The organism is Sulfitobacter sp. TMED3, from assembly GCF_002167505.1.
In the GTDB taxonomy this organism is placed as follows: Bacteria; Pseudomonadota; Alphaproteobacteria; order Rhodobacterales; family Rhodobacteraceae; genus Sulfitobacter; species Sulfitobacter pontiacus.
Genome location: NZ_NHBI01000005.1, coordinates 125,222 through 145,396, shown reverse-complemented (window position 1 = coordinate 145,396; position 20,175 = coordinate 125,222). Strand labels below are relative to the sequence as shown.

Here is a 20,175-nt window from a genome sequence, read left to right as displayed (position 1 = left end):
CATCACAAGACCCGCTTCAAATGGCCCTGCCGCTTGTATTCGGGGCCAATTCTGCTAGCACCAGCCCGAGCAAAAGACATGAGGCCGATATGGACGACCTGAAAGCGAAATATCTGGGCCAGATCGCTGGTGCCGCCGACGAAGCCGCGTTGGAGGACATCCGTCTGGCCGCCGTGGGTAAAAAGGGCGAAGTCGCCCTGAAGATGCGCGAGCTGGGCCGTATGACGCCCGAAGAACGCCAGACGGTCGGCCCCGCGCTGAACGCGCTCAAGGACGAGATCAACTCCGCCATTGCCGCGAAGAAAGCAGCACTTGGGGATGCGGCCCTTGATGAACGTCTGCGCAGCGAATGGCTGGACGTGACATTGCCCACGCGCGCGACGCGTCAGGGCACGATCCACCCCGTCAGCCAGGTGACCGAGGAAGTGACCGCGATCTTCGCCGAGCTGGGATTCTCTGTCGCCGAAGGGCCGCGCATCGACACCGATTGGTATAACTTCGACGCGCTGAACATCCCCGGCCACCACCCCGCACGCGCCGAGATGGACACGTTCTATATGGCCCGTGCCGAGGGCGACGACCGTCCGCCCCACGTGCTGCGCACCCACACCAGCCCCGTGCAGATCCGCACGATGGAGGCCGAAGGCGCGCCCCTGCGCATCATCTGCCCCGGTGGCGTCTACCGTGCCGACTATGACCAGACCCACACGCCGATGTTCCATCAGGTCGAAGGTCTGGCGATCGACAAAGACATCTCTATGGCGAACCTGAAATGGACGCTGGAGGAATTCTTTAGCGCGTTCTTCGAGGTCGAGGGCATCAAGACCCGCTTCCGCGCCTCGCATTTCCCCTTCACCGAACCTTCGGCAGAGGTTGATATCCAGTGTTCCTGGGTCGACGGACAGCTGCGCATCGGCGAAGGCGACGGCTGGATGGAGGTGCTGGGCTCCGGCATGGTCCACCCGAAGGTGCTGCAAGCGGGCGGGATCGACCCGAACGAATGGCAGGGCTTTGCCTTTGGCATGGGCATCGACCGTATCGCGATGCTGAAATACGGCATCCCCGATTTGCGGGCATTCTTTGATTCAGACCTGCGCTGGCTGCGACATTACGGGTTTGCAAGCTTGGATCAGCCGACGCTGCATGGTGGTTTGAGCCGCTAATCGATCGGCGCGGTGTCCGTCGCTGGGCACCGCGCCGCTTGTCCGGTGAACAAGGGCAGGGCCCGATGAAAATATTTCGCAATGAACGTCGGGACCAATCCGAGGCGCACCGCAGGCTTTATGCACGGTTCGAGTTGGCCCATACGGTTGTCGATTTCATGGCCGCTTTTTGCTTTATTGTCGGGTCGGTCATGTTCTTTAGCGACGCTTGGCTTACGCCCGGCACATGGCTGTTCCTGATCGGGTCGCTGCTGTTTGCTGCCAAACCAACCCTGCGTCTGATCCGCGAGATCAAGCTTTATCGCATGGGCGATGTGGACGATCTCGCGCATCGGTTTGAGGATTAGAGAAACCCGTGAGCCTCTCCGCCTTTTTCCACGCGCTGACCGCGCGGCCAAAAGCACTTGTTCAGGCCGCGATGCTGGCCTGCGCGCTGTCTGCCGCGCCAATGGTTGCCACCGCCCAAACCCTCCCGCCCTGCGGTGGGGATACCGTCTGCGAAATAGGTGACCGCAGCTACAACATCCTGATGCCCGATGATTGGGACGGCGTGACGCCCCTGCCTGTCATGATGCACTTTCACGCTTTCCTGCGGCGCGGGCGGACGGTGATCCACCATCCGCGTATCGGGTCCGAGACAAAGCCCCGTGGCGTGATGCTGGTGGCCCCGTCGGCGCAGCATCGGGCGTGGCGGTTCTGGCAGGATGACCCTGCGGATATCGCCTTTGCCGATGCGGTGCTGGCGGATGTGGCGAAACGCTATCCGGTGGATCAAAGCCAGATCTATATCTCGGGGTTCAGTTTCGGGGCGGCGATGGCGTGGCGCTATGCCTGCGCGCGCGGCGACCGGATCGCGGGGCTGATGACCATGTCGGGCACGATCAAACAGTCCAGCACCTGCGCCAATCCGCCGCGTCAGGTCCGCCATGTGCACGGGCTCAACGACCTGTGGATGAGCCTGCCGCGCGGGCCCGAACATGATGCCACCAATGTCGTCGCCCTGTGGCGCAAGGCGTTCCGCTGTGGCAAGGGCCGGCTGGATGGCGCGCTGACCCTCGCCCCGGGGGTAGAGTTCGCGCATTTTACTTGGGACAATTGCGCCGGCGACCGCAGCGTGACGCTGGACATCCATACCGGCGGACATTTCATCCCGACCGGATGGCTTGGCTACCAGCTGGACGGGTTGATGCCCAAAACACCGGGCTAGGCGCAAAACGCAGCCGCACCGCATTGAAACCGCGCCGATTAAACGCTACGCCCTAGCGCAAGCATTGCATGAGGATCACCGCCATGAAATTCACACTGTCCTGGCTGAAGGAACATCTCGACACCACCGCGTCGATCGATGAAATCACCTATGCGCTGACCGATCTGGGGCTCGAGGTCGAAGGCGTCGAAGATCGTGGCGCGAAGCTGGCGGAGTTTACGCTGGGCTATGTGCAATCGGCAGAAAAGCACCCCGACGCGGATCGTTTGCAGATCTGTCAGGTGGATACCGACGAAGGCGTGCAGCAGATCATCTGCGGTGCNCCGAACGCGCGTCAGGGCATCACCGTGGTTGTGGCNAANCCGGGCGTNTATGTGCCGGGCATTGATACCACCATCGGCGTTGGCAAGATCCGTGGCGTCGAAAGCTTTGGCATGATGGCGTCAGAGCGCGAGCTTGAACTATCCGAGGAACATGACGGTATCATTGAACTGCCCTCGGGCAATGTCGGCGACCGTTTCATCGACTGGCTGGCGGAAAACGACCCCGCCAAGGTTGACCCCGTGATCGAGATCGCGATCACCCCCAACCGTCCCGATGCCTTGGGTGTGCGCGGGATCGCGCGTGATCTGGCGGCCCGTGGTCTGGGCACGCTGAAACAGCGCGATGTGCCCGCGGTCGAGGGGCAGTTCCCGTGCCCGATCTCTGTTTCGATCGACGAAGANACGCTGGACCAATGTCCGGTTTTCTANGGTCGTGTGATCCGCGGCGTCAAAAACGGCCCGTCGCCGGCGTGGTTGCAGGACAAGCTGCGCGCCATTGGCCTGCGCCCGATCTCGTTCCTCGTCGANGTGACGAACTTCTTCACCTATGACCGCAACCGTCCTTTGCACGTGTTCGANGCGGATAAGGTCGCGGGCAACAGCCTGCGCATCCACCGCGCCAAGGGCGGCGAGACCCTGATGGGGCTGGACGACAAGGAATATACCTTCAGCGAAGGCATGACCCTGATTTCGGACGCCGAAAAGGTCGAAAGCATCGCGGGTGTGATGGGCGGCGCGGAAAGCGGCTGTTCCATGGACACGGTGAATGTCTTTGTCGAAGCGGCCTATTTCGATCCGGTGCGCACCGCCTACACGGGCCGCGCGCTCAAGATCAACTCGGACGCGCGCTATCGCTTCGAACGGGGGATCGACCCCGAATGGACGCCNTATGCCATCGAACATGCGACNCNGATGATCCTGGACATCGCAGGCGGTGAGGCGTCNGANGTTGTNGTCGCGGGCAAGGTNCCNGACTNTTCNCGNGCNTACAAGCTGGANGCNGCGCGCGTGCAGTCGTTGGTGGGGATGACCATTTCGGAAAGCGAGCAGCGCAAGACGCTGACGGCGCTTGGCTTCCGTCTGGAAGGCGACATGGCGCATGTCCCAAGCTGGCGCCCCGATGTGCAGGGCGAAGCCGATCTGGTCGAGGAAGTCGCGCGGATTGCGTCACTCACCAAGCTTGAAGGGCGCCCCTTGCCACGCCTGACGCCCGGCGTGCCCAAGCCCGTCCTGTCGCCGATGCAGCGCCGCGAGGCCATCGCGCGCCGCGCCTGCGCCGCATTGGGCTACAACGAATGTGTGTCCTACAGCTTTATCGATCAGGCGTCTGCCGCGCTGTTTGGTGGCGGCACCGATGACACCCGTCTGGAAAACCCGATCAGCAATGACATGAGCCATATGCGCCCNTCGCTGNTGCCCGCCTTGCTGCAGGCCGCGGCCCGCAATCAGGCGCGGGGCTTNCCTGACATGGCGCTGTTCGAGGTCGGCCCCGTCTTCACCGGCGGNGAGCCCGGCGATCAGCATCTGCAGATNAGCGGCCTGCTGACCGGCAGCACCGGCCCCAAAGATGTGCACGGCGCATCGCGTCCGGTCGATGTGTTCGACGTCAAGGCGGATATCGAGGCGGTCCTGTCCGCCATCGGTGCCCCCGCCAAGGTGCAGATCAACCGCAATGGCGCTGACTGGTTCCACCCCGGGCGTCACGGGCAGATCTGCCTTGGCCCGAAAAAAGTGCTTGGCGTCTTTGGNGAAATTCACCCGCGGGTTCTGGCGGCACTGGATGTCAAAGGGCCCGCGATGGGCTTCACCATCTGGCCCGCCGAGGTGCCCTTGCCGCGCAAGTCCGGTGCCACACGTCCCGCGCTGAACACCAGCGCGNTGCANGCGGTGGAACGTGACTTTGCCTTTGTGGTGGACGCCGATGTTGACGCGCTGACCTTGGTCAATGCGGCGATGGGGGCGGACAAGGCCCTGATNGACGATGTGCGCGTCTTTGANGAATTCATCGGCGGTGCCTTGGGCGAGGGGAAAAAATCGCTCGCCCTCACGGTACGGATGCAGCCAAGCGACAAGACACTGAAAGACGCGGATATCGAGGCGGTTGGCGCCAAGGTCATCGACAAGGTGACCAAAGCCAGCGGCGGCGTACTGCGCGGCTAAAGCGAANGGAGGCGGTATGACACTGCATGTATATCTCTCGGGTGAAATCCACACCGACTGGCGCGATCAGATCATCGATGGCGCGGCNGGGTTGGATGTTGTGTTCACCGGCCCTGTCACCGACCACGCGGCCAGCGACGACTGCGGTGTGGCGATTCTGGGGGCCGAGGAAAACAAGTTCTGGCACGACCGCAAGGGCGCACAGCTGAACGCGATCCGCACCCGCAAGGGCATCGAAGAGGCGGATGTCGTCGTCGTGCGTTTTGGCGATCAGTACAAACAGTGGAACGCGGCTTTTGATGCGGGCTATGCGGCGGCTCTGGGTAAATCGCTGGTGATCCTGCATGGGGCCGACCACGCGCACGCGCTGAAAGAGGTNGACGCCGCAGCTTTGGCTGTCGCCCAAGAGCCCGCGCAGGTCGTGCANATNCTGCGNTATGTGCTGACGGGCACCCTGCCAGAGTAAGCACGCTTTGCNCCGGATTGCGCGGTTTTCGCCTCTGTAAGGGGGAAAACCGTGCTTATCCGACAAAAACCCATCGTTATCTGGAAAACTTGTGCTAGCGCATGCGCAGTATGTCGTGCGACGTAGCAGGCACGGCTTTCAATCATACGAGGGACAGACATGATTCAAGAATTCAAGGATTTCATTGCCAAGGGCAATGTTATGGACCTGGCAGTCGGTATCATTATCGGCGCGGCGTTTACGGCTATTGTGACCTCGCTGGTCAGCGATCTGATCAACCCTGTGATCGGTCTGATCCTTGGCGGCGTTGATTTCACCAGCATGTATGTGGTGCTGTCTGGCGATGTGCCTGCGGGTACCGGTCTTGACGCGGCGCGCGAAACCGGCGCGGCGATCTTTGCCTATGGCGCGTTCATCACGGCCTGCATCAACTTCCTGATCATCGCTTTTGTGGTGTTNATGCTGGTCAAATCCGTNAACCGGCTGAANTCGCTGGCCGAACGCCCCGATGATGTCGCCCCCGAAGTGGCGACTGGCCCCAGCCAGTTGGANGTGCTGCTGCAAATTCGCGATGAGCTTGCCAAGAANTAAGCGTTNCAACNGCGNGANACGAAAAGGCCCGCAGGTGCACTGCGGGCCTTTTGCGTGGTGCGTAGGGGGTGNTTAACCGGCGATGGCCTGATCGGCGGTGATCGCCTCCATCCCGAGCGCTTCGGCCACGGCGGCGTAGGTCAGNTGACCTGCGTGCACGTTCAGACCTGCCTTGAGGTGGGGATCGTCGGCGCAGGCTTGCTTCCAGCCTTTATCNGCNAGTGCCAGCATGAANGGCATCGTGGCNTTGCCAAGCGCAATGGTCGATGTCCGNGCCACGGCACCGGGCATGTTGGCAACGCAGTAGTGCATGATGCCGTCCACGTCGTATACGGGGTCTTGGTGGGTGGTCGCTTTCGAGGTTTCAAAGCAGCCACCTTGGTCAATCGCCACGTCCACCAGCGCCGCGCCGGGCTTGAGCTCGGACAGTTGCGCGCGGCTGATCAGTTTGGGGGCGGCGGCCCCGGGGATCAGGACGGCNCCGATGATCATNTCNGCCTCGCGCGCCAGTTCGATCGTATTGCCCGCCGAGGCGTAAGAGGTGTTGAACACGCCGCCATAGATGTCATCCAGATAGCGCAGACGGGGCAGGGACCGATCAAGCACGGTGACATCCGCNCCCATACCNGCGGCAATGCGTGCGGCGTGGGTGCCGACAACACCGCCGCCGATCACGACCACACGCGCCGGACCAACGCCGGGGACGCCGCCCATCAGCACGCCGCGCCCGCCGTTGGCTTTTTGCAGCGTCCATGCGCCCACCTGCGGGGCCAGACGACCCGCGACTTCGGACATTGGCGCAAGCAGCGGCAAGCCACCATTGCGGTCGGTGACGGTTTCATAGGCGATACAAGTCGCCCCGGAGGCGAGAAGATCCTTGGTCTGTTCGGGNTCGGGGGNGAGGTGCAGATAGGTGAACAGNATCTGCCCTTCGCGGAGCATCTTGCGCTCGACCGCTTGGGGTTCCTTGACCTTGACGATCATGTCGGCGCTGTCGAAGACCTCTTGCGCGGTGGCAAGGATCGTCGCGCCTGCGTCGGTATAGGCGGCGTCATCAAAACCAGCGCCGATGCCGGCACCTGCTTCGATAACAACCTCATGTCCCTTGTTCACCGCCTCGTAAGCGGCATTCGGGGTCATGCCGACGCGGAATTCCTGTGGCTTGATTTCTTTGGGGCAACCGATTTTCATGAGTTCATCCTATTGAGGGNGCATTTGAATTACGGTACGCCCCTCGATACGCAATTGGGCACGGATTATGGGCCGNTATCCCCCTTGCTCTTCGAATNCTCTGCTNCATATTGGTCATTTCACGCGAAAGTATTGCGCCACATGAGTCTAGACGACATNGATCGCCGCATCCTTACTGCCCTGCAACGCAACGGGCGGATGTCGAACTCTGACCTGTCGGAAAAGGTACATCTGTCGCCGTCGGCCTGTCACCGGCGCGTGCAGCGGCTGGANGCCGAAGGGTATATCCGNGATTACGTCGCCCTNCTGAACCCGCGCAAGATGGGCGTTCCCACGACGGTGTTTGTCGAGATCACCCTACAAGGCCAAGCGGACGAGGTGCTGGACGCCTTTGAAAANGCGGTCGCGCGTATTCCCGATGTGCTGGAATGNCACCTGATGGCGGGGGCCGCGGATTACCTGCTTAAGGTCGTGGCCGANAATACCGAGGATTTCGCCCGCATCCATCGCCAGCATNTGGCGCGGTTGCCCGGTGTGGGGCAGATGCAATCCAGCTTTGCGCTGCGCACGGTGTGCAACACCACAGCGCTGCCAGTCGGTTAAATCGCGGANGGAAACAGCGCCATCCAGATNCCNGCGAACATCGCGATNCCGCCGATATTGACCCAAGCGTGCCANGTCGCATAGCGAAAGCGCATGGCGCGGCGCACGTAAAAGCCGACGCCTATCACATAGGCAAATGCCCCGCCGATGATGCACCAGAGTGTTGCCAGCGGCACCCCTGTCAGGTCCGGCAGTGCGCAAAGGCCAATGGCGCCCAGCCCCAGATAGGATGCGGTGGACCACTTGCCCTGAACCTGCGGGTCGGTGATTTTTTTGTACATCGCCACCAGCGCCAGCCCCCATGACACACAAAGCAGCGTGATCGTCCATGTCGTGCCGGCCTGCACGAAGAACGGCGTAAACGTGCCCGCGATGCTGGGATAGATCGCCGCATGATCAATCCGCCGCATGAGTTTGCGCGCATCGTGCCACGGCGCGAAGTGGTAGGCGCAGGATGCAAGGTTCGATGCCAGCGCGCAAAGCACATAGACCACCACCGCGACCGTGACCGCCGTTTGCAGCGATGTGGCCGATTTCATCACCAACGCGCCGCCAGCCCCAAGAATCAGCGCAAGCCCCACAAGGTGGACGATCAGATCAGCCCGCCGGTGGATCGGGGCAACGCTGGGGTAGGTGGGCTGGGTCATGGTCTGTCCTGTCTTTGGCCGCTTTGCGATACGCTCTGCCGTCGGGTCCTGTCTACTGTACCCATGCGTCACCACGCGCGCAGCGGCAGACAAAAGAAAACCCCCGGCACCGAAAGGTAACGGGGGTTCGTATTCTTATGCGTCGCTTGGATGATTTACATCATGCCTTCGCGCTGCAATTTCTTCCGTGCCAGTTTGCGGCTACGGCGGATCGCTTCTGCTTTCTCGCGTGCTTTTTTCTCGGAAGGTTTCTCGAAATGCTGCTTAAGCTTCATTTCACGAAACACACCCTCGCGCTGAAGTTTTTTCTTCAGGGCGCGCAGCGCTTGATCGACGTTGTTATCGCGAACACTAACCTGCATGTGGTTTTCACCACCTTTCTAGTTTGAAGTTGCAAGGATTTGCAGGAACTGGCCATATAGCAACCGAAACCTATATTGTCTAGAGCAAAGCCAATCACCCCTTCAGGAGGCCGCTATGACGAACACGTCCCAGACACCGAAAGAACAACTGCTGGATGCCGCGCTGATGCATGTCGCGTTTGACGGCTGGTCAGAGGCGACATTCAAGGCTGCGGTCAGCGATACCGGCATGGACCCGACCGTCGCGCGTGCTGTCTGTCCGCGCGGTGCCGTNGANCTGGCCGTCGCCTATCACAAACGGGGNGATCAGCAGATGATCGACCGGATGAAGGCCGAAAACATGACCGAGATGAAATTCTCGGCCAAGGTTGCCGCTATGGTCCGCTTCCGTCTTGAAGCCGCCACGGACAAAGAGGCGGTACGTCGTGGGACAACCCTGTTTGCCCTGCCACAATATGCGCCCGAGGGGGCCAAACTGGTCTGGGGGACGGCGGATGCCATATGGGCTGCCTTGGGGGATACGTCCGAAGACGTGAACTGGTACACCAAACGCGCCACGNTGAGCGCGGTCTATTCCTCGACCGTGNTGTTCTGGCTGGGCGANACCAGCGAGGGCCACGCAGAGACATGGGCCTTCCTTGATCGGCGGATCGAGAACGTGATGCAGATCGAAAAGGTCAAGGCGCAGGTGAACAGCAGCCCGACGCTCAGCATGTTGATGGCCGGGCCCAACTGGTTGCTTTCCCATGTGAAAGCCCCCTCGCGGCTGAACCGTAGCGATCTTCCCGGCAGCTGGGGCAGCCCGCGTCCCTAGGCTGGCTTTCCTCGCCAGACCAGACCTGCTAGGTGCTGCGGCGTCCGCATCCGGCGCGGGCGCGGCTTATTGGTACTCACGCATATGCACCCGTTTCTGATCGATCTGGACAAGGTTTCCTACACCCCCGAAGGAACCTCGGTGCTATGTGATGTGACACTGCAGGCATCCGAGCGGCGGATTGGTATTGTCGGGCGGAANGGGTCCGGNAAGACATCTCTGGCNCGGGTGCTGGCGGGGCTGGTGGCNCCGTCNTCGGGCAAGCTGCGGATCAACGGGGTGGATGTGGTCAAGGANCGCAAGGCGGCNNTGCGGCAGGTCGGCATCCTGTTCCAGAACCCCGATCACCAGATTATCTTCCCCACGGTGGAAGAAGAGATCAGCTTTGGCCTGACCCAGCTGAAACACACCGCAAAAGAGGCCGCAGAGAGAACGGCGGATATCCTCGCCCGCTTTAACCGCAGCCATTGGGCNAAGGCGGCGATCCATCAGCTATCTCAGGGGCAGCGGCAGCTGGTNTGTCTGATGTCGATCCTTGCCATGCAGCCGCGCCTGATCATNCTNGATGAACCTTTTGCGGGGCTNGATATCCCGACGATGATGCATCTCACGCGCGTGCTGCACGCGGTAGAGGCGCATCTGGTGCACATCACCCATGACCCCGCGCATCTGGCGACCTATGACCGNATGATCTGGATCGATCAGGGTCAGATCGTGCAGGACGGCGCGGTGCCTCAGGTGACCCAAGCCTTTGTGGCACAGATGCAAGAGATCGGGGAAAGCGATGATTTCACTCACCTCCCCGGTTGAGACCCGCGCCCACGGTTGGCCTGCGGGGGCAAAGCTGGCAGCGCTTTGCGTGGCGACGATGGGGCTATTCAGCCTGACCCACNCCGCGCTGCAGGCGGCGGCCTTGGCGGTGACCCTGCTGCTTTATGCGCTGCCGGGATGGCGGTTTTTCAAGGTGGGGCTGGCGCGCTTGCGGGTGCTGCTGCCCTTCGTTGTGCTGATCATGGTCTGGCATATCGTGACCCATGACATCATGGCGGGNGCGACCGTGACGTTGCGGATGATGACAGCGGTGGCGCTGGCGAATCTGGTGACCATGACGACCAAGCTGGCGCAGATGGTGGCTGTGGTGACATGGCTGACAACGCCGCTGCGCCGCCTTGGNATCCAGACCCGCGCNATCGAACTGGGCATCGCCCTNGTCATCCGCTTTACCCCCGTTCTGGCGCAAAAGGGCCAGTTGCTGGCGCAGTCATGGCGCGCGCGTTCCACCAAGCGGGTCGGCTGGCGGATGATCNTCCCGTTTACCGTGCTGGCGATTGACGACGCCGAACATGTGGCCGAGGCCCTGCGTGCCCGTGGCGGGCTTTGACGTGAGNCTCTNCGCGACCTGACGCCTGTCAGTTCGCATTGTGTGTGCCGAAAACCGTGCCTATGGTGCGGCAANACNGATTTACGGAGGAGACGTAGTCGATGACAGAAACCATGCGTGCGATAGAGATCACCAAGGCCGGCGGACCCGAAGTGCTGCAACCCACCGACCGCCCCATGCCGCAGCCGGCCCACGGGCAAGTCGTGATCAAAGTGGCCTATGCCGGTGTGAACCGCCCCGATGCGCTGCAACGNGCGGGCATGTATGCGCCGCCCCCCACTGCCAGCGATCTGCCNGGGCTTGAAGCCTCGGGCGTNGTGTCCGCCGTGGGCGAGGGCGTCAGCGGTCTGGCTGTCGGCGACAAGGTCTGCGCGCTGCTGCCCGGTGGCGGCTATGCGGAATATGTCGCGACGCCTGCGGCNCATTGTCTGCCGGTGCCCAAGGGCATGGACATGAAGNAAGCCGCCTGCCTGCCCGAGACATTCTTCACCGTCTGGTCCAATGTGTTCATGCGCGGTGGCCTGAAAGCGGGCGAACGGTTCTTGGTGCATGGCGGGTCGTCGGGCATCGGGACGACNGCGATCCAGCTGGCNCGCGAATTCGGCGCACGGGTTTTTGCNACGGCAGGGACCGACAGCAAATGCGACGCCTGCGCCAAACTCGGGGCCGAGGCCGCGATCAACTACCGTGACTCGGATTTCGTTGATGTGCTGAAAGCCGAGGGCGGGGCAGACCTGATCCTTGATATGGTCGGCGGCGANTACATCCCNCGCAACCTGCNAGCGCTGGCCGAAGACGGCCGTCTTGTGCAGATCGCCTTCCTCAGCGGGCCGAAGGTAGAGGTGAACTTTGCCACGCTGATGACACGCCGTCTGACGATGACCGGCAGCACCCTGCGTCCACAAAGCGATCTGGCCAAGGCCAAGATCGCNGAAGANCTGCGCGAGAAGGTCTGGCCACTGCTGGACGCGGGCAAGATCGCACCGGTGATGGACAGCGAATACGCGTTCGAGGACGCGAGCGAGGCGCACGCCCGCATGGANACAAGCGGCCATATCGGCAAGATCGTGTTGAAGGTTGACGCCAACGCCTAAGCGGCGGGCANTNANATNNGGCAAGGGGCGCTCTGATATCAGGGTGCCCTTTGTCGTTCAGGGGGCGNTACGCCGACAGGCGCGCCTCCCANGCNTCAAGGGTTTCGGCCCATGCCGCGGGCACTTTGGCGACCTGATCACGGGCNTTNTCCACGTCNCCCTGTTTGCAGTCCTGTTCGATGGTGGCGAGCAGGGCGTGCATNCGCTCTGCGCCGAACATNCCGCANAACCCGGCAAGGTCGTGGGTCTTGCGTTGCAGATCNTCGCGGTCCTCGGCCGAGGCNAGGGGCGGCANTTGCCCCTCTACACGTTGGCGCAGNTTGCCAATGCGATCGGCAAGCTTTTCAGGACCAAGCAGTTCGAACAATTCGTTCACCTGATTGGCGTTCAGTACCGGAGGCTGCGGCTCGGCGTGCGTCGCTTCAGCCGCATCAGAGGCACCGTCAGCGGCGGGCATCACAAGCTCGCTTAGCGCGGTTTTCAGACGGCGCGTGTTGATGGGTTTTTGCAGAAAGCCGGTCATCCCGCCCGCGGTAAAGGCCGCGCGTTCGTTGGGCAGGGCGTGGGCGGTCACGGCCATGATCGGGGTATCGGCATTGGGCCCGCCCCCTTGAAGGATCACCTGCGTGGCCTGTAGNCCGCTCATCCCCGGCATCGAAATATCCATCAGGATCGCGTCAAACCTCTGTTCGGCCGCACGATCGATGCCTTCGGGGCCGCTGCTGGCAAGGGTGACCTCGTGACCCAGACGGCCCAGCATCGCCTTAAGCAGATCGCGGTTGATCTCGTTATCGTCGACGACCAGCAGGTTCATCGCGGGGGTGTCTTCGGTATCAAGCTGCGGTTGGGCGACGGGCTGCGGGGCTTCTGTCTGCACGAAGTCTGCTGGCAGTCGCACGATAAACCGCGCGCCTTTGCCAACCTCNGAGACGCAGGTGATCGTGCCGCCCAGACGGTGCACCAGCCGACGGACGATGCCCAGCCCCAGACCGGTGCCCCCTGTGCGCCGCTCGTAGCGGCTGTCGAGCGATACGTAATCCTCGAAAATCCGCTTGAGGTCATCGGGCGGGATACCGGGGCCATTGTCTGCCACTTCGATATGCAGCATCGGCGCATTGTCCGTTTCCATGTCATAGGTCGCGCTGAGCACAATATCGTCGTCGGGGCTGAATTTGATCGCGTTGCTGATGAGGTTGACCAGAATCTGCTGCACCGCGCGCGGGTCTGTCAGGATGGGTGTGTCGGTCAGCCCGTCCTGATCCAGATGCAGGCGCGTGTCCGATGTCTTGGCCAGTGGCGTCATGGTGTTGACCATGCCGGCGGTCAGCGCGACCATATCACTGGCTTGCAACTCGTTGTCGTTGGTTTCGGCCTCACTGCGTTCGATGGCTAGCACGTCGTCGATATGGCCCAGCAGGATGTCACCGGATTTCAGCGCGGCTTCGACGTATTTGCGCTGTTCGGCGTCCAGCTTGTCGTCATGCAGCAAGTGGATGGCGGAGAGGATGCCGTTCAGCGGCGTGCGCATCTCGTGGCTCATCATCGCGAAGAAACGCGATTTTTCCTGATAGGCATCCAGTGCCTCGTCGCGGGCGCGGATGATCTCCTGCTCTTTTTGCAGTTTGTCGGTGATGTCGCGGATATATGTGACGAAAACCGGCGCGTCGTTTGACCGCGCCAGCGACACCGAAAGTTCGACAGGGAAGATGCGCCCGGTGCCGTCGATCATCTCTGTCTCGTGACGGCCGGTTTCTGCCAGCCGCGTTTTTCCCGTTGCGTTGAAATGGGCGAGGTTATCCCGTTGGCGATGGCGCAGTTTAGGGGGGACCAGCAGTTCGATGTAGCTGCGCCCAAGCGCATGATCGCGCGAGATGCTAAAGACCTCTTCGGCAGAGCCGTTGAAATCGATAATCTCGCCGTCCACCGACAGCACCATCACCGCATCAAGCGAGGCGCGTAGCATGGTCGCCAGTTGCGAATGGTTGCGTTCGACCTCGCGCGAGGCACGGTTGAGCGTGATCGTCTGGCGCGACAGCCGCAGGATCGCGCCCAGTAGCGCAATGGTCACGGTCACCACGATCACCAGCAAGATCTCGATCAGCTGCGCGATCTCTTTGCGCTCNGCCTCNGCNGCTTTGGCGGCNAAGGAGATGGAGGCAAGCCCGATGTTGCGCGGCATATCCTCGACCGTGGCCAGCGCTTCCGATAGGGCGGGCACACCGGCGGCNAGCGCCTCATCGCTGCCGTCGATCAGGGGGATCTGTGTGTCCANAACCGCTTGTATCTTCTGGATTTCNCGGNTNAGGTCGCCGCTTTGCTGTACGCGTTCGGCGACTTCGGTGCGGCTGTAGAAGATGTCGAACCGTTTGCGCAGGTTCGCCAGATCGTTTTCGTCCCCGGACCGCGCCTGTTCAACGGCACCATCCAGTTTGAGAAAGTCGATTTCAAGCTGCGAGAACACCCATTCGGCATGATCCTGCTGCGCGCTGCCAAGGGCGCGCACGCGGTCCCAGACGTTGAACGCCAGGTAACCGGCAAGCAGGATGCCGACCATCAGCGCCAGGGCAAGAATATATCTTACCCTGTTGCGCTGTGGGCCGTCCTGCATCAAATCGGCCATGGTNAACATGCCTTGCGGTTACTTGATCGCCAGCCGGTTCAACTGCCAGATAGAACGGCTATAGATCGTNTCTGTCTGGTACTTTACGTCGCTGTCATAGGGATAGACAATCCATAGCGGACCTTTCCCGCGGCGCGACATCTCTTTGTCGTTGTTGGCATAGGCGATGATCGGCCCGTCGGACACCGCATCCTCCATCGGGATTTCGACCGCATAGTCGTTGATCGCGGTTGCTTCGATCATACCTTCGGACACGTCCAGCGTGTCCATCAGATCCTTGAGCGANACGCCCTGAAAGGTCTGCGCGCCTTCGGTCCAGATGGTTTCGGTCTCGAAGCTGGACGACGGCAGTTCTTTCAGCTGCTCCATCGTATAGGTGTGTTCCATGTCGCCTGCCGTGACGGTAAGAACGGCATCTTCTTGTGCACTCACAGCAGTGGCCAATGCGGCACCGCACAGTGCGGCGGTGATTGTCTTGGTGAAAGCTTGAAACGTCATAACTCGGTATCCTTCCCCTGTGTTTGTACATCAACCTTAGGTTAACGCCGTTTGGAGAGCGACTGAGATTAAGGGTATTCTTACTATACGAAGGTATAGCCGTCAAAAATTCGACACAGTTATCCTATCCTCATGTGTGCTATTATTCGCCCATAAGTTGGTCTACGACTACTTAAGCAGCATTGAGGTGGTGGCGAGGGAAGGAAAGAACTTATGGCATTACGGATACTGATTGCGGACGACCACGATATGGTCCGCGAAACGATTGCAATGTTTCTGGACGCNGATGGCGGGACAGAGACGGTTGCAGCAAGCGACCTGCCCGAAGCGATGGCCAAGATAGAGGCAGAGGGGCCGTTTGATCTGGTNCTGCTNGACTATACGATGCCCGGCATGAAGGGGCTTGAGGCGCTGCCTAAGGTCATGAAAGCCAACGAGGAAAAGCCTGTCGGTCTGATTTCGGGCACGGCAACGCGGTTGATCGCGGAACAGGCGCTGGCCATGGGCGCGATCGGTTTCCTGCCCAAGACGCTGCCTGCGAAATCACTGGTCAACGCGGTCCGCTTTATGGCCGCGGGTGAGATTTACGCGCCCGTCAACTTTATGTCTGGCAAGGACGATCCCGAAGAAACCGACTTTGAAAAGGCCCTGTCAGAGCGGGAGCGTCAGGTTCTGCGCGGCTTGATGGAGGCGAAATCGAACAAGGAAATCGCCCGCGACCTAGAGTTGCAAGAGGTCACGATCAAGCTGCACGTCAAAACGCTGTGCCGCAAGCTGGACGCCCGCAACCGCACCGACGCCGCAATGATCGCACGTAGTGCGGGGTTTATCTGATCGGGGTAAACAGCGCGTCGTCCAGCGTGCAATCCTTGATCACGTCGCGCCCGCAAGGCACTGGCTCCAGCGTTTTTGACAGGCATAGACGCACTTCTTGAATGTAGCCGCTTTTGCAGGTGACGGTAACGCCATCGGCCTCCATCGTCGGGTTTGCTTTCAAAAACGCTTCCTCCACCACCGAGGCGGGCAGGCGGATGTCGCCCGTGATCTTGCGAAAGACCGCGGGGCGGGTCACGGCATCATAGGCCTGACGCGACAGATCGAAATATCCGGTGGCGGGCAGGCCGGTGCAGCTGCCGTGTTTCTTCCATTGATGCCACGCCAGACCGGGCGTCCCCATAATGTCAGCCATGGCGGCGGTCATGCCACGGGTGGGGGGCCGTTCGGCGGTGCGGCAGTAAGTTGGAAACCCCCGATGCAGCTGCGGCCAAAGCCCGTGCATGATCCAGCCGTGATCGTGGCGCGCGTCGCATTGCGCGGAATCGCGCGCATCGCCTTCCAGCGCGCACCAGTTGGGCGACCAGCTGAGCGCCAGCACGTAATAGTCGAATTCCCCTGCAATTTCGCCCTTGGCCGCCGCCGGGCGGGGCATCGGGGCCAGCAACAGACACAGGCACAGGATCAGCAATCGCATTGGGGTCTTTCCTTATTTTGCCGGTCCGAGTATAAGACGTTCAAGTTCCCCCACAATGGAAACCGTTCTGCCCCGCAGGACAGCCTATTTCAGGCGACGGGGAAAGTGCGTTTTAAGGAGAGACCGACATGGCAAAACCGATTATGGCCCGCGCCACTGCCGTATGGCTGGTGGACAACACAACCTTGAGCTTCAAACAGATCGCGGATTTCGTGGAAATGCACGAGCTTGAAGTGCAGGGCATCGCGGATGGTGACGTGGCGCAAGGCGTGAAGGGCTTTGACCCGATTGCCAACAACCAGCTGACCGAAGAAGAGATCGAAAAAGGGCAGGCGAACCCGCTGCACAAGCTCAAGCTCAAGTTCAACGCGTCTGCCCAAGGCGAAGAGAAACGTCGCGGCCCGCGCTATACGCCGCTGTCCAAACGTCAGGACCGCCCCGCGTCGATCTACTGGCTGGTCAAGTTCCATCCCGAACTCTCCGACGGTCAGGTCAGCAAGCTGGTCGGCACCACCAAGCCAACCATTCAGGCGATCCGCGAGCGGACGCACTGGAACATTGCGAACATCCAACCGATCGATCCCGTGGCTTTGGGGCTGTGCAAACAGTCCGAACTGGACGCCGCCGTCCAGAAAGCCGCTGCCAAGAAAGCCGCCGAAGGTGGCTTGATGACCGATGACGAACGCCGCCGTCTGGTCAGCACCGAACAATCGCTTGGCATGGATACGGAACCGAAGATGCCGACCTCTATCGAAGGTCTGGAAACGTTCACCCTGTCCGGCAACCCTGCGGATGACGAAGAAAAAGACCACGGCGACTATTCTGACGCCGACAGTTTCTTCAAGCTGCCCGAGGGCGGTTCCGACGCGGATGAAGACGACGACAAGTAATTCGGTTCCGCCCTTCCGGCGGCTTCGGAACAAATCCGCTTAACCTCGTGTTGGGCTAGGGGTGCAGGGCAACCGCTCTGCGCCCCTTTTTTGACGTAGGGAGCATGCATGGTGGCGACGATATTACTCGGTCTGTTTTGGGGCGTTGTCGCACTCGTTTCTGCGATCAGCGTGCTTCCCTTTAGCAAGATACCGCATGGCGCGATCCGGGGGATGGCCTTCCCCCGTGAACAGCTGTTTGTGTTGACCGTCGCGCTGGCTGCCGTGGCGCTGGTGTTTCTTGAACCTGACCATCGCAACCCGGCGCTGGCGATCCTCGCTGTGATTGCGGCGATCCACACGGGCTACATCCTGAAATTCACGCCGCTCTGGCCGCGCCAATCCGTGGATGCGACCGAGGCACAGGCGGCTGACGCCGAAAACCGTGTCACCATCCTTGCGTCAAACGTGAAACAATCCAATCGCCAGTATCAGCGTCTGATCGACCTGATCCGCACCGAGGACCCCGATATCGCCGCCGCGCTTGAGGTGGACCCGAACTGGGTCGATGCGCTTTATGACGCGCTGAAAGACCAGTACCCCCATTGGGTGAAAGTGCCCAAGGATAACTCCTATGGTGTGGTCATGATGTCCAAGATGGAGCCGTCAGAGACGCAGGTGCGGGACCTGCTGGTTGATGATGTGCCGTCGATCCGGACCAAGGTCGCGATGCCGTCTGGGCGGATGTGGCGTTTGTATATCGTGCACCCCGAACCCCCCGTGCCCTATCACGACACCAAGGGCCGCGACGGAGAGATCGCGTTGGTCGGCATCGAAGCCAGCAAGGACGATCTGCCCGCTATCGTGACAGGCGATCTGAACGACGTTGCTTGGTCCACCACCACCCGCCGGTTTCAGCGGCTGTCGGGATTGCTGGACCCACGGGTCGGACGTGGGTTCTATAACACGTTTCACGCGGGTATTGCCGTCATGCGCTGGCCGCTTGATCATCTGTTCCATGATGCAGAGTTCCGCCTGATCCGTATGTCGCGCTTGCCCAGTATCGGGTCCGACCACTTCCCGATCCTGTTCTCGCTTGCCCTGACAGGGGAGCCTCAGTCGAATTCCACGCCCGAACAAAGCGACGCCGAAGAGCGCGCGGAGGTGCGGGAAATGGCAGCCGAAGAACGCGAAAAGGACCGCGAAGCCATCGGCACGGATTGGGAAAAATAGCCCCGATCCGTCACCGCTCACCGGTACGCAGCGCTTTGCGTGCCTCCTTGAAAAACGAATTGTCGTATCGAGTATTTTGCCACTTGCGCGAATCTGAAAACAGCGTAAATGCGCGCTTACAGACGCCAACGCACGCGCCTCTGGCCGGTCCGTCTGTCCGCGGATTGACCCCGCGCCTATGCAGCGACGGTAACGTCTCTTGAAACGACATGTTAGGGTACTCCCGCCCTTCCTTGCTCTTTGGAGATGACCATGAACGCCACAGCTACCGCCACCGTGAACACATCCGCAGCATCGAACTATGACGAAGCGGCTGATTACATCTGGAACAACAGCTTCGACAAACCGACTCTCGTCGTCAGCCGCGCCCGTGTGGGTGTACAATACGACGCGCTGCAAGCCGGTCTGGGCGATGCGCGAATCCACTATGCGGTAAAGGCGAACCCCGCCCCCGAGATCATTCGTATGCTGGTCGAACGCGGCTCGGGCTTTGATGCGGCGTCGCGTCAGGAGATCGAGCTGTGTCTGTCCCAAGGGGCGGATCCTGCGAAAATCTCTTTCGGCAACACCATCAAACGCGGCGTTGATATCGCTTTTGCCCATTCCATCGGGGTGACCATGTTCGCCGCCGACTGCGAGGCAGAGCTCGACAAAATCGCAGAGCACGCCCCCGGCGCGCGCGTCTATATCCGTCTGATCGTCGAGAATTCCATGGCGGACTGGCCGCTGACCCGCAAGTTCGGCTGCGCGGGCTCGTTGCTGCCAAGCCTGCTGGAGTACACCAAATCCGTGGGTCTCGTGCCTTATGGTCTGTCGTTTCACGTCGGGTCGCAAACCCGTCGTGCCGAATACTGGCACCCCGTTCTGGATCAGGTCGCCCCGCTATGGCACGCCGCGAAAGAAGCAGGGCACGACCTGCAACTGCTGAACATCGGCGGCGGTTTTCCTGCCTATCACGGTGATCCGGTGGATGCGCCGCGCGGCTATGCCGCCGCAGTCGTTGCCGCCGTCAAAGAACGCTTTGGCGAGATTCCGGTCCTGATGGCAGAGCCGGGCCGCGGCATGGTCGCAGAGGCAGGGCATATCGCGGCCGAAGTGTTGCTGGTGTCGCGCAAATCGGCAGAGGCGGCCCGCCGTTGGGTGTATCTGGATATCGGGCGTTTTTCCGGTCTGGCCGAAACCGAGGGCGAGGCGATCCGCTATCAGTTTGTGACCCCGCATGACGGCAAGCCCGTCGGCCCCTGTGTGCTTGCCGGCCCGTCCTGCGACAGTGCCGATGTGCTTTATGAAAAAAATCCGGTTGACCTTCCACTTGACCTAAGGGACGGTGACAAAGTCATGATCAAGAACTGCGGCGCTTACACAAGCTCGTACAGTTCGGTCGGCTTTAACGGGTTTCCGCCGCTTGATGTATTGGTCCTGTAAGAGGATCATCAACGTCGCGCGGGAAGGGCCGTCTGCTTTGGGAGGAGCAGGCGGCCC

General features: G+C 61.0%; 20 protein-coding genes and 1 pseudogene. 15 read left to right on the top strand and 6 right to left on the bottom strand.

Annotation, left to right across the window (positions count from 1 at the left end; translation table 11 throughout):
* Window positions 1-89: 89 nt before the first annotated feature.
* From pheS to mscL, 6 genes are all read left to right on the top strand, one after another.
* Complete coding sequence (gene pheS / locus CBB63_RS01910; RefSeq protein ID WP_037954562.1) at window positions 90-1,163, top strand: phenylalanine--tRNA ligase subunit alpha; 1,074 nt, start codon at window positions 90-92, stop codon at window positions 1,161-1,163.
* Between the two features lie 65 nt (window positions 1,164-1,228).
* Window positions 1,229-1,510: a YrhK family protein gene (locus CBB63_RS01905; RefSeq protein WP_260004718.1), complete on the top strand. Its 282-nt coding sequence runs from the start codon at window positions 1,229-1,231 to the stop codon at window positions 1,508-1,510.
* A gap of 8 nt (window positions 1,511-1,518) precedes the next feature.
* The gene (locus CBB63_RS01900) at window positions 1,519-2,370 is read left to right on the top strand and encodes a CE1 family esterase (RefSeq protein ID WP_009825926.1); all 852 of its coding nucleotides are present in this window, start codon (window positions 1,519-1,521) and stop codon (window positions 2,368-2,370) included.
* Between the two features lie 83 nt (window positions 2,371-2,453).
* Window positions 2,454-4,853, top strand: coding sequence for a phenylalanine--tRNA ligase subunit beta (gene pheT, locus CBB63_RS01895; protein ID WP_286697935.1), 2,400 nt, complete (start codon window positions 2,454-2,456; stop codon window positions 4,851-4,853).
* Window positions 4,854-4,869: 16 nt separating this feature from the next.
* Window positions 4,870-5,319, top strand: coding sequence for a YtoQ family protein (locus CBB63_RS01890; RefSeq protein ID WP_286697934.1), 450 nt, complete (start codon window positions 4,870-4,872; stop codon window positions 5,317-5,319).
* Window positions 5,320-5,478: 159 nt separating this feature from the next.
* Complete coding sequence (gene mscL / locus CBB63_RS01885; protein ID WP_286697933.1) at window positions 5,479-5,910, top strand: large conductance mechanosensitive channel protein MscL; 432 nt, start codon at window positions 5,479-5,481, stop codon at window positions 5,908-5,910.
* 72 nt (window positions 5,911-5,982) lie between these two features.
* Here the strand turns inward: mscL and ald are convergent, their stop codons facing one another.
* Complete coding sequence (ald, locus tag CBB63_RS01880; RefSeq protein WP_286697932.1) at window positions 5,983-7,101, bottom strand: alanine dehydrogenase; 1,119 nt, start codon at window positions 7,099-7,101, stop codon at window positions 5,983-5,985.
* Between the two features lie 141 nt (window positions 7,102-7,242).
* Here ald and CBB63_RS01875 point away from each other — a divergent pair, with 141 nt between their 5' ends.
* Window positions 7,243-7,704 (top strand): Lrp/AsnC family transcriptional regulator, encoded by a 462-nt coding sequence (locus CBB63_RS01875; RefSeq protein WP_286697931.1) that lies wholly within the window; start codon window positions 7,243-7,245, stop codon window positions 7,702-7,704.
* Here CBB63_RS01875 and trhA read toward each other — a convergent pair.
* Together trhA and rpsU are read right to left on the bottom strand one after the other, a co-directional pair.
* Window positions 7,701-8,351: a PAQR family membrane homeostasis protein TrhA gene (trhA, locus tag CBB63_RS01870; protein WP_009825931.1), complete on the bottom strand. Its 651-nt coding sequence runs from the start codon at window positions 8,349-8,351 to the stop codon at window positions 7,701-7,703. The two genes, CBB63_RS01875 and trhA, sit on opposite strands and share 4 nt — an antisense overlap.
* 155 nt (window positions 8,352-8,506) lie before the next feature.
* On the bottom strand, window positions 8,507-8,713 hold the full coding sequence (rpsU, locus tag CBB63_RS01865; RefSeq protein WP_005851231.1) for a 30S ribosomal protein S21: 207 nt from the start codon (window positions 8,711-8,713) through the stop codon (window positions 8,507-8,509).
* A gap of 115 nt (window positions 8,714-8,828) precedes the next feature.
* Here rpsU and CBB63_RS01860 point away from each other — a divergent pair, with 115 nt between their 5' ends.
* The 4 genes from CBB63_RS01860 (at window position 8,829) to CBB63_RS01845 (ending at window position 12,002) form a co-directional block, all read left to right on the top strand.
* Window positions 8,829-9,527: a COQ9 family protein gene (locus tag CBB63_RS01860; RefSeq protein WP_286697930.1), complete on the top strand. Its 699-nt coding sequence runs from the start codon at window positions 8,829-8,831 to the stop codon at window positions 9,525-9,527.
* 84 nt (window positions 9,528-9,611) lie between these two features.
* The gene (locus CBB63_RS01855) at window positions 9,612-10,337 is read left to right on the top strand and encodes an energy-coupling factor ABC transporter ATP-binding protein (RefSeq protein WP_502695842.1); all 726 of its coding nucleotides are present in this window, start codon (window positions 9,612-9,614) and stop codon (window positions 10,335-10,337) included.
* Entirely contained in the window at window positions 10,312-10,908 is a 597-nt protein-coding gene (locus CBB63_RS01850) for a CbiQ family ECF transporter T component (protein ID WP_286697928.1), read from the top strand. The genes CBB63_RS01855 and CBB63_RS01850 overlap by 26 nt, the downstream gene beginning before the upstream one ends.
* Window positions 10,909-11,009: 101 nt before the next feature.
* Window positions 11,010-12,002 carry an NAD(P)H-quinone oxidoreductase gene (locus CBB63_RS01845; RefSeq protein WP_286697927.1) on the top strand — a complete coding sequence of 331 codons (993 nt, stop codon included), beginning with the start codon at window positions 11,010-11,012 and terminating at the stop codon, window positions 12,000-12,002.
* A 115-nt stretch (window positions 12,003-12,117) separates the two neighbouring features.
* On the opposite strand, the pseudogene CBB63_RS01840 reads toward CBB63_RS01845, so the two are convergent.
* Both CBB63_RS01840 and CBB63_RS01835 read right to left on the bottom strand, forming a co-directional pair.
* Window positions 12,118-14,181 (bottom strand): annotated as a pseudogene (locus tag CBB63_RS01840) (ATP-binding protein); the annotation flags it as partial.
* A 459-nt stretch (window positions 14,182-14,640) separates the two neighbouring features.
* Window positions 14,641-14,991: a putative pterin-binding protein gene (locus CBB63_RS01835; RefSeq protein ID WP_502695841.1), complete on the bottom strand. Its 351-nt coding sequence runs from the start codon at window positions 14,989-14,991 to the stop codon at window positions 14,641-14,643.
* Between the two features lie 342 nt (window positions 14,992-15,333).
* Between CBB63_RS01835 and CBB63_RS01830 the strand changes: the two genes are divergently transcribed.
* Window positions 15,334-15,954 carry a response regulator transcription factor gene (locus tag CBB63_RS01830; RefSeq protein ID WP_005851242.1) on the top strand — a complete coding sequence of 207 codons (621 nt, stop codon included), beginning with the start codon at window positions 15,334-15,336 and terminating at the stop codon, window positions 15,952-15,954.
* On the opposite strand, the gene CBB63_RS01825 is transcribed toward CBB63_RS01830, so the two are convergent.
* Complete coding sequence (locus CBB63_RS01825) at window positions 15,947-16,591, bottom strand: ribonuclease T2 family protein (RefSeq protein ID WP_286697925.1); 645 nt, start codon at window positions 16,589-16,591, stop codon at window positions 15,947-15,949. The two genes, CBB63_RS01830 and CBB63_RS01825, sit on opposite strands and share 8 nt — an antisense overlap.
* A 128-nt stretch (window positions 16,592-16,719) precedes the next feature.
* On the opposite strand from CBB63_RS01825, the gene CBB63_RS01820 reads away from it, so the two are divergent.
* The 3 genes from CBB63_RS01820 (at window position 16,720) to CBB63_RS01810 (ending at window position 20,118) form a co-directional block, all read left to right on the top strand.
* Complete coding sequence (locus CBB63_RS01820; protein ID WP_009825939.1) at window positions 16,720-17,481, top strand: DUF1013 domain-containing protein; 762 nt, start codon at window positions 16,720-16,722, stop codon at window positions 17,479-17,481.
* A gap of 108 nt (window positions 17,482-17,589) precedes the next feature.
* Entirely contained in the window at window positions 17,590-18,693 is a 1,104-nt protein-coding gene (locus CBB63_RS01815; RefSeq protein ID WP_286697924.1) for an endonuclease/exonuclease/phosphatase family protein, read from the top strand.
* Window positions 18,694-18,939: 246 nt separating this feature from the next.
* The gene (locus tag CBB63_RS01810; protein ID WP_005851249.1) at window positions 18,940-20,118 is read left to right on the top strand and encodes a type III PLP-dependent enzyme; all 1,179 of its coding nucleotides are present in this window, start codon (window positions 18,940-18,942) and stop codon (window positions 20,116-20,118) included.
* Window positions 20,119-20,175: the final 57 nt, after the last annotated feature.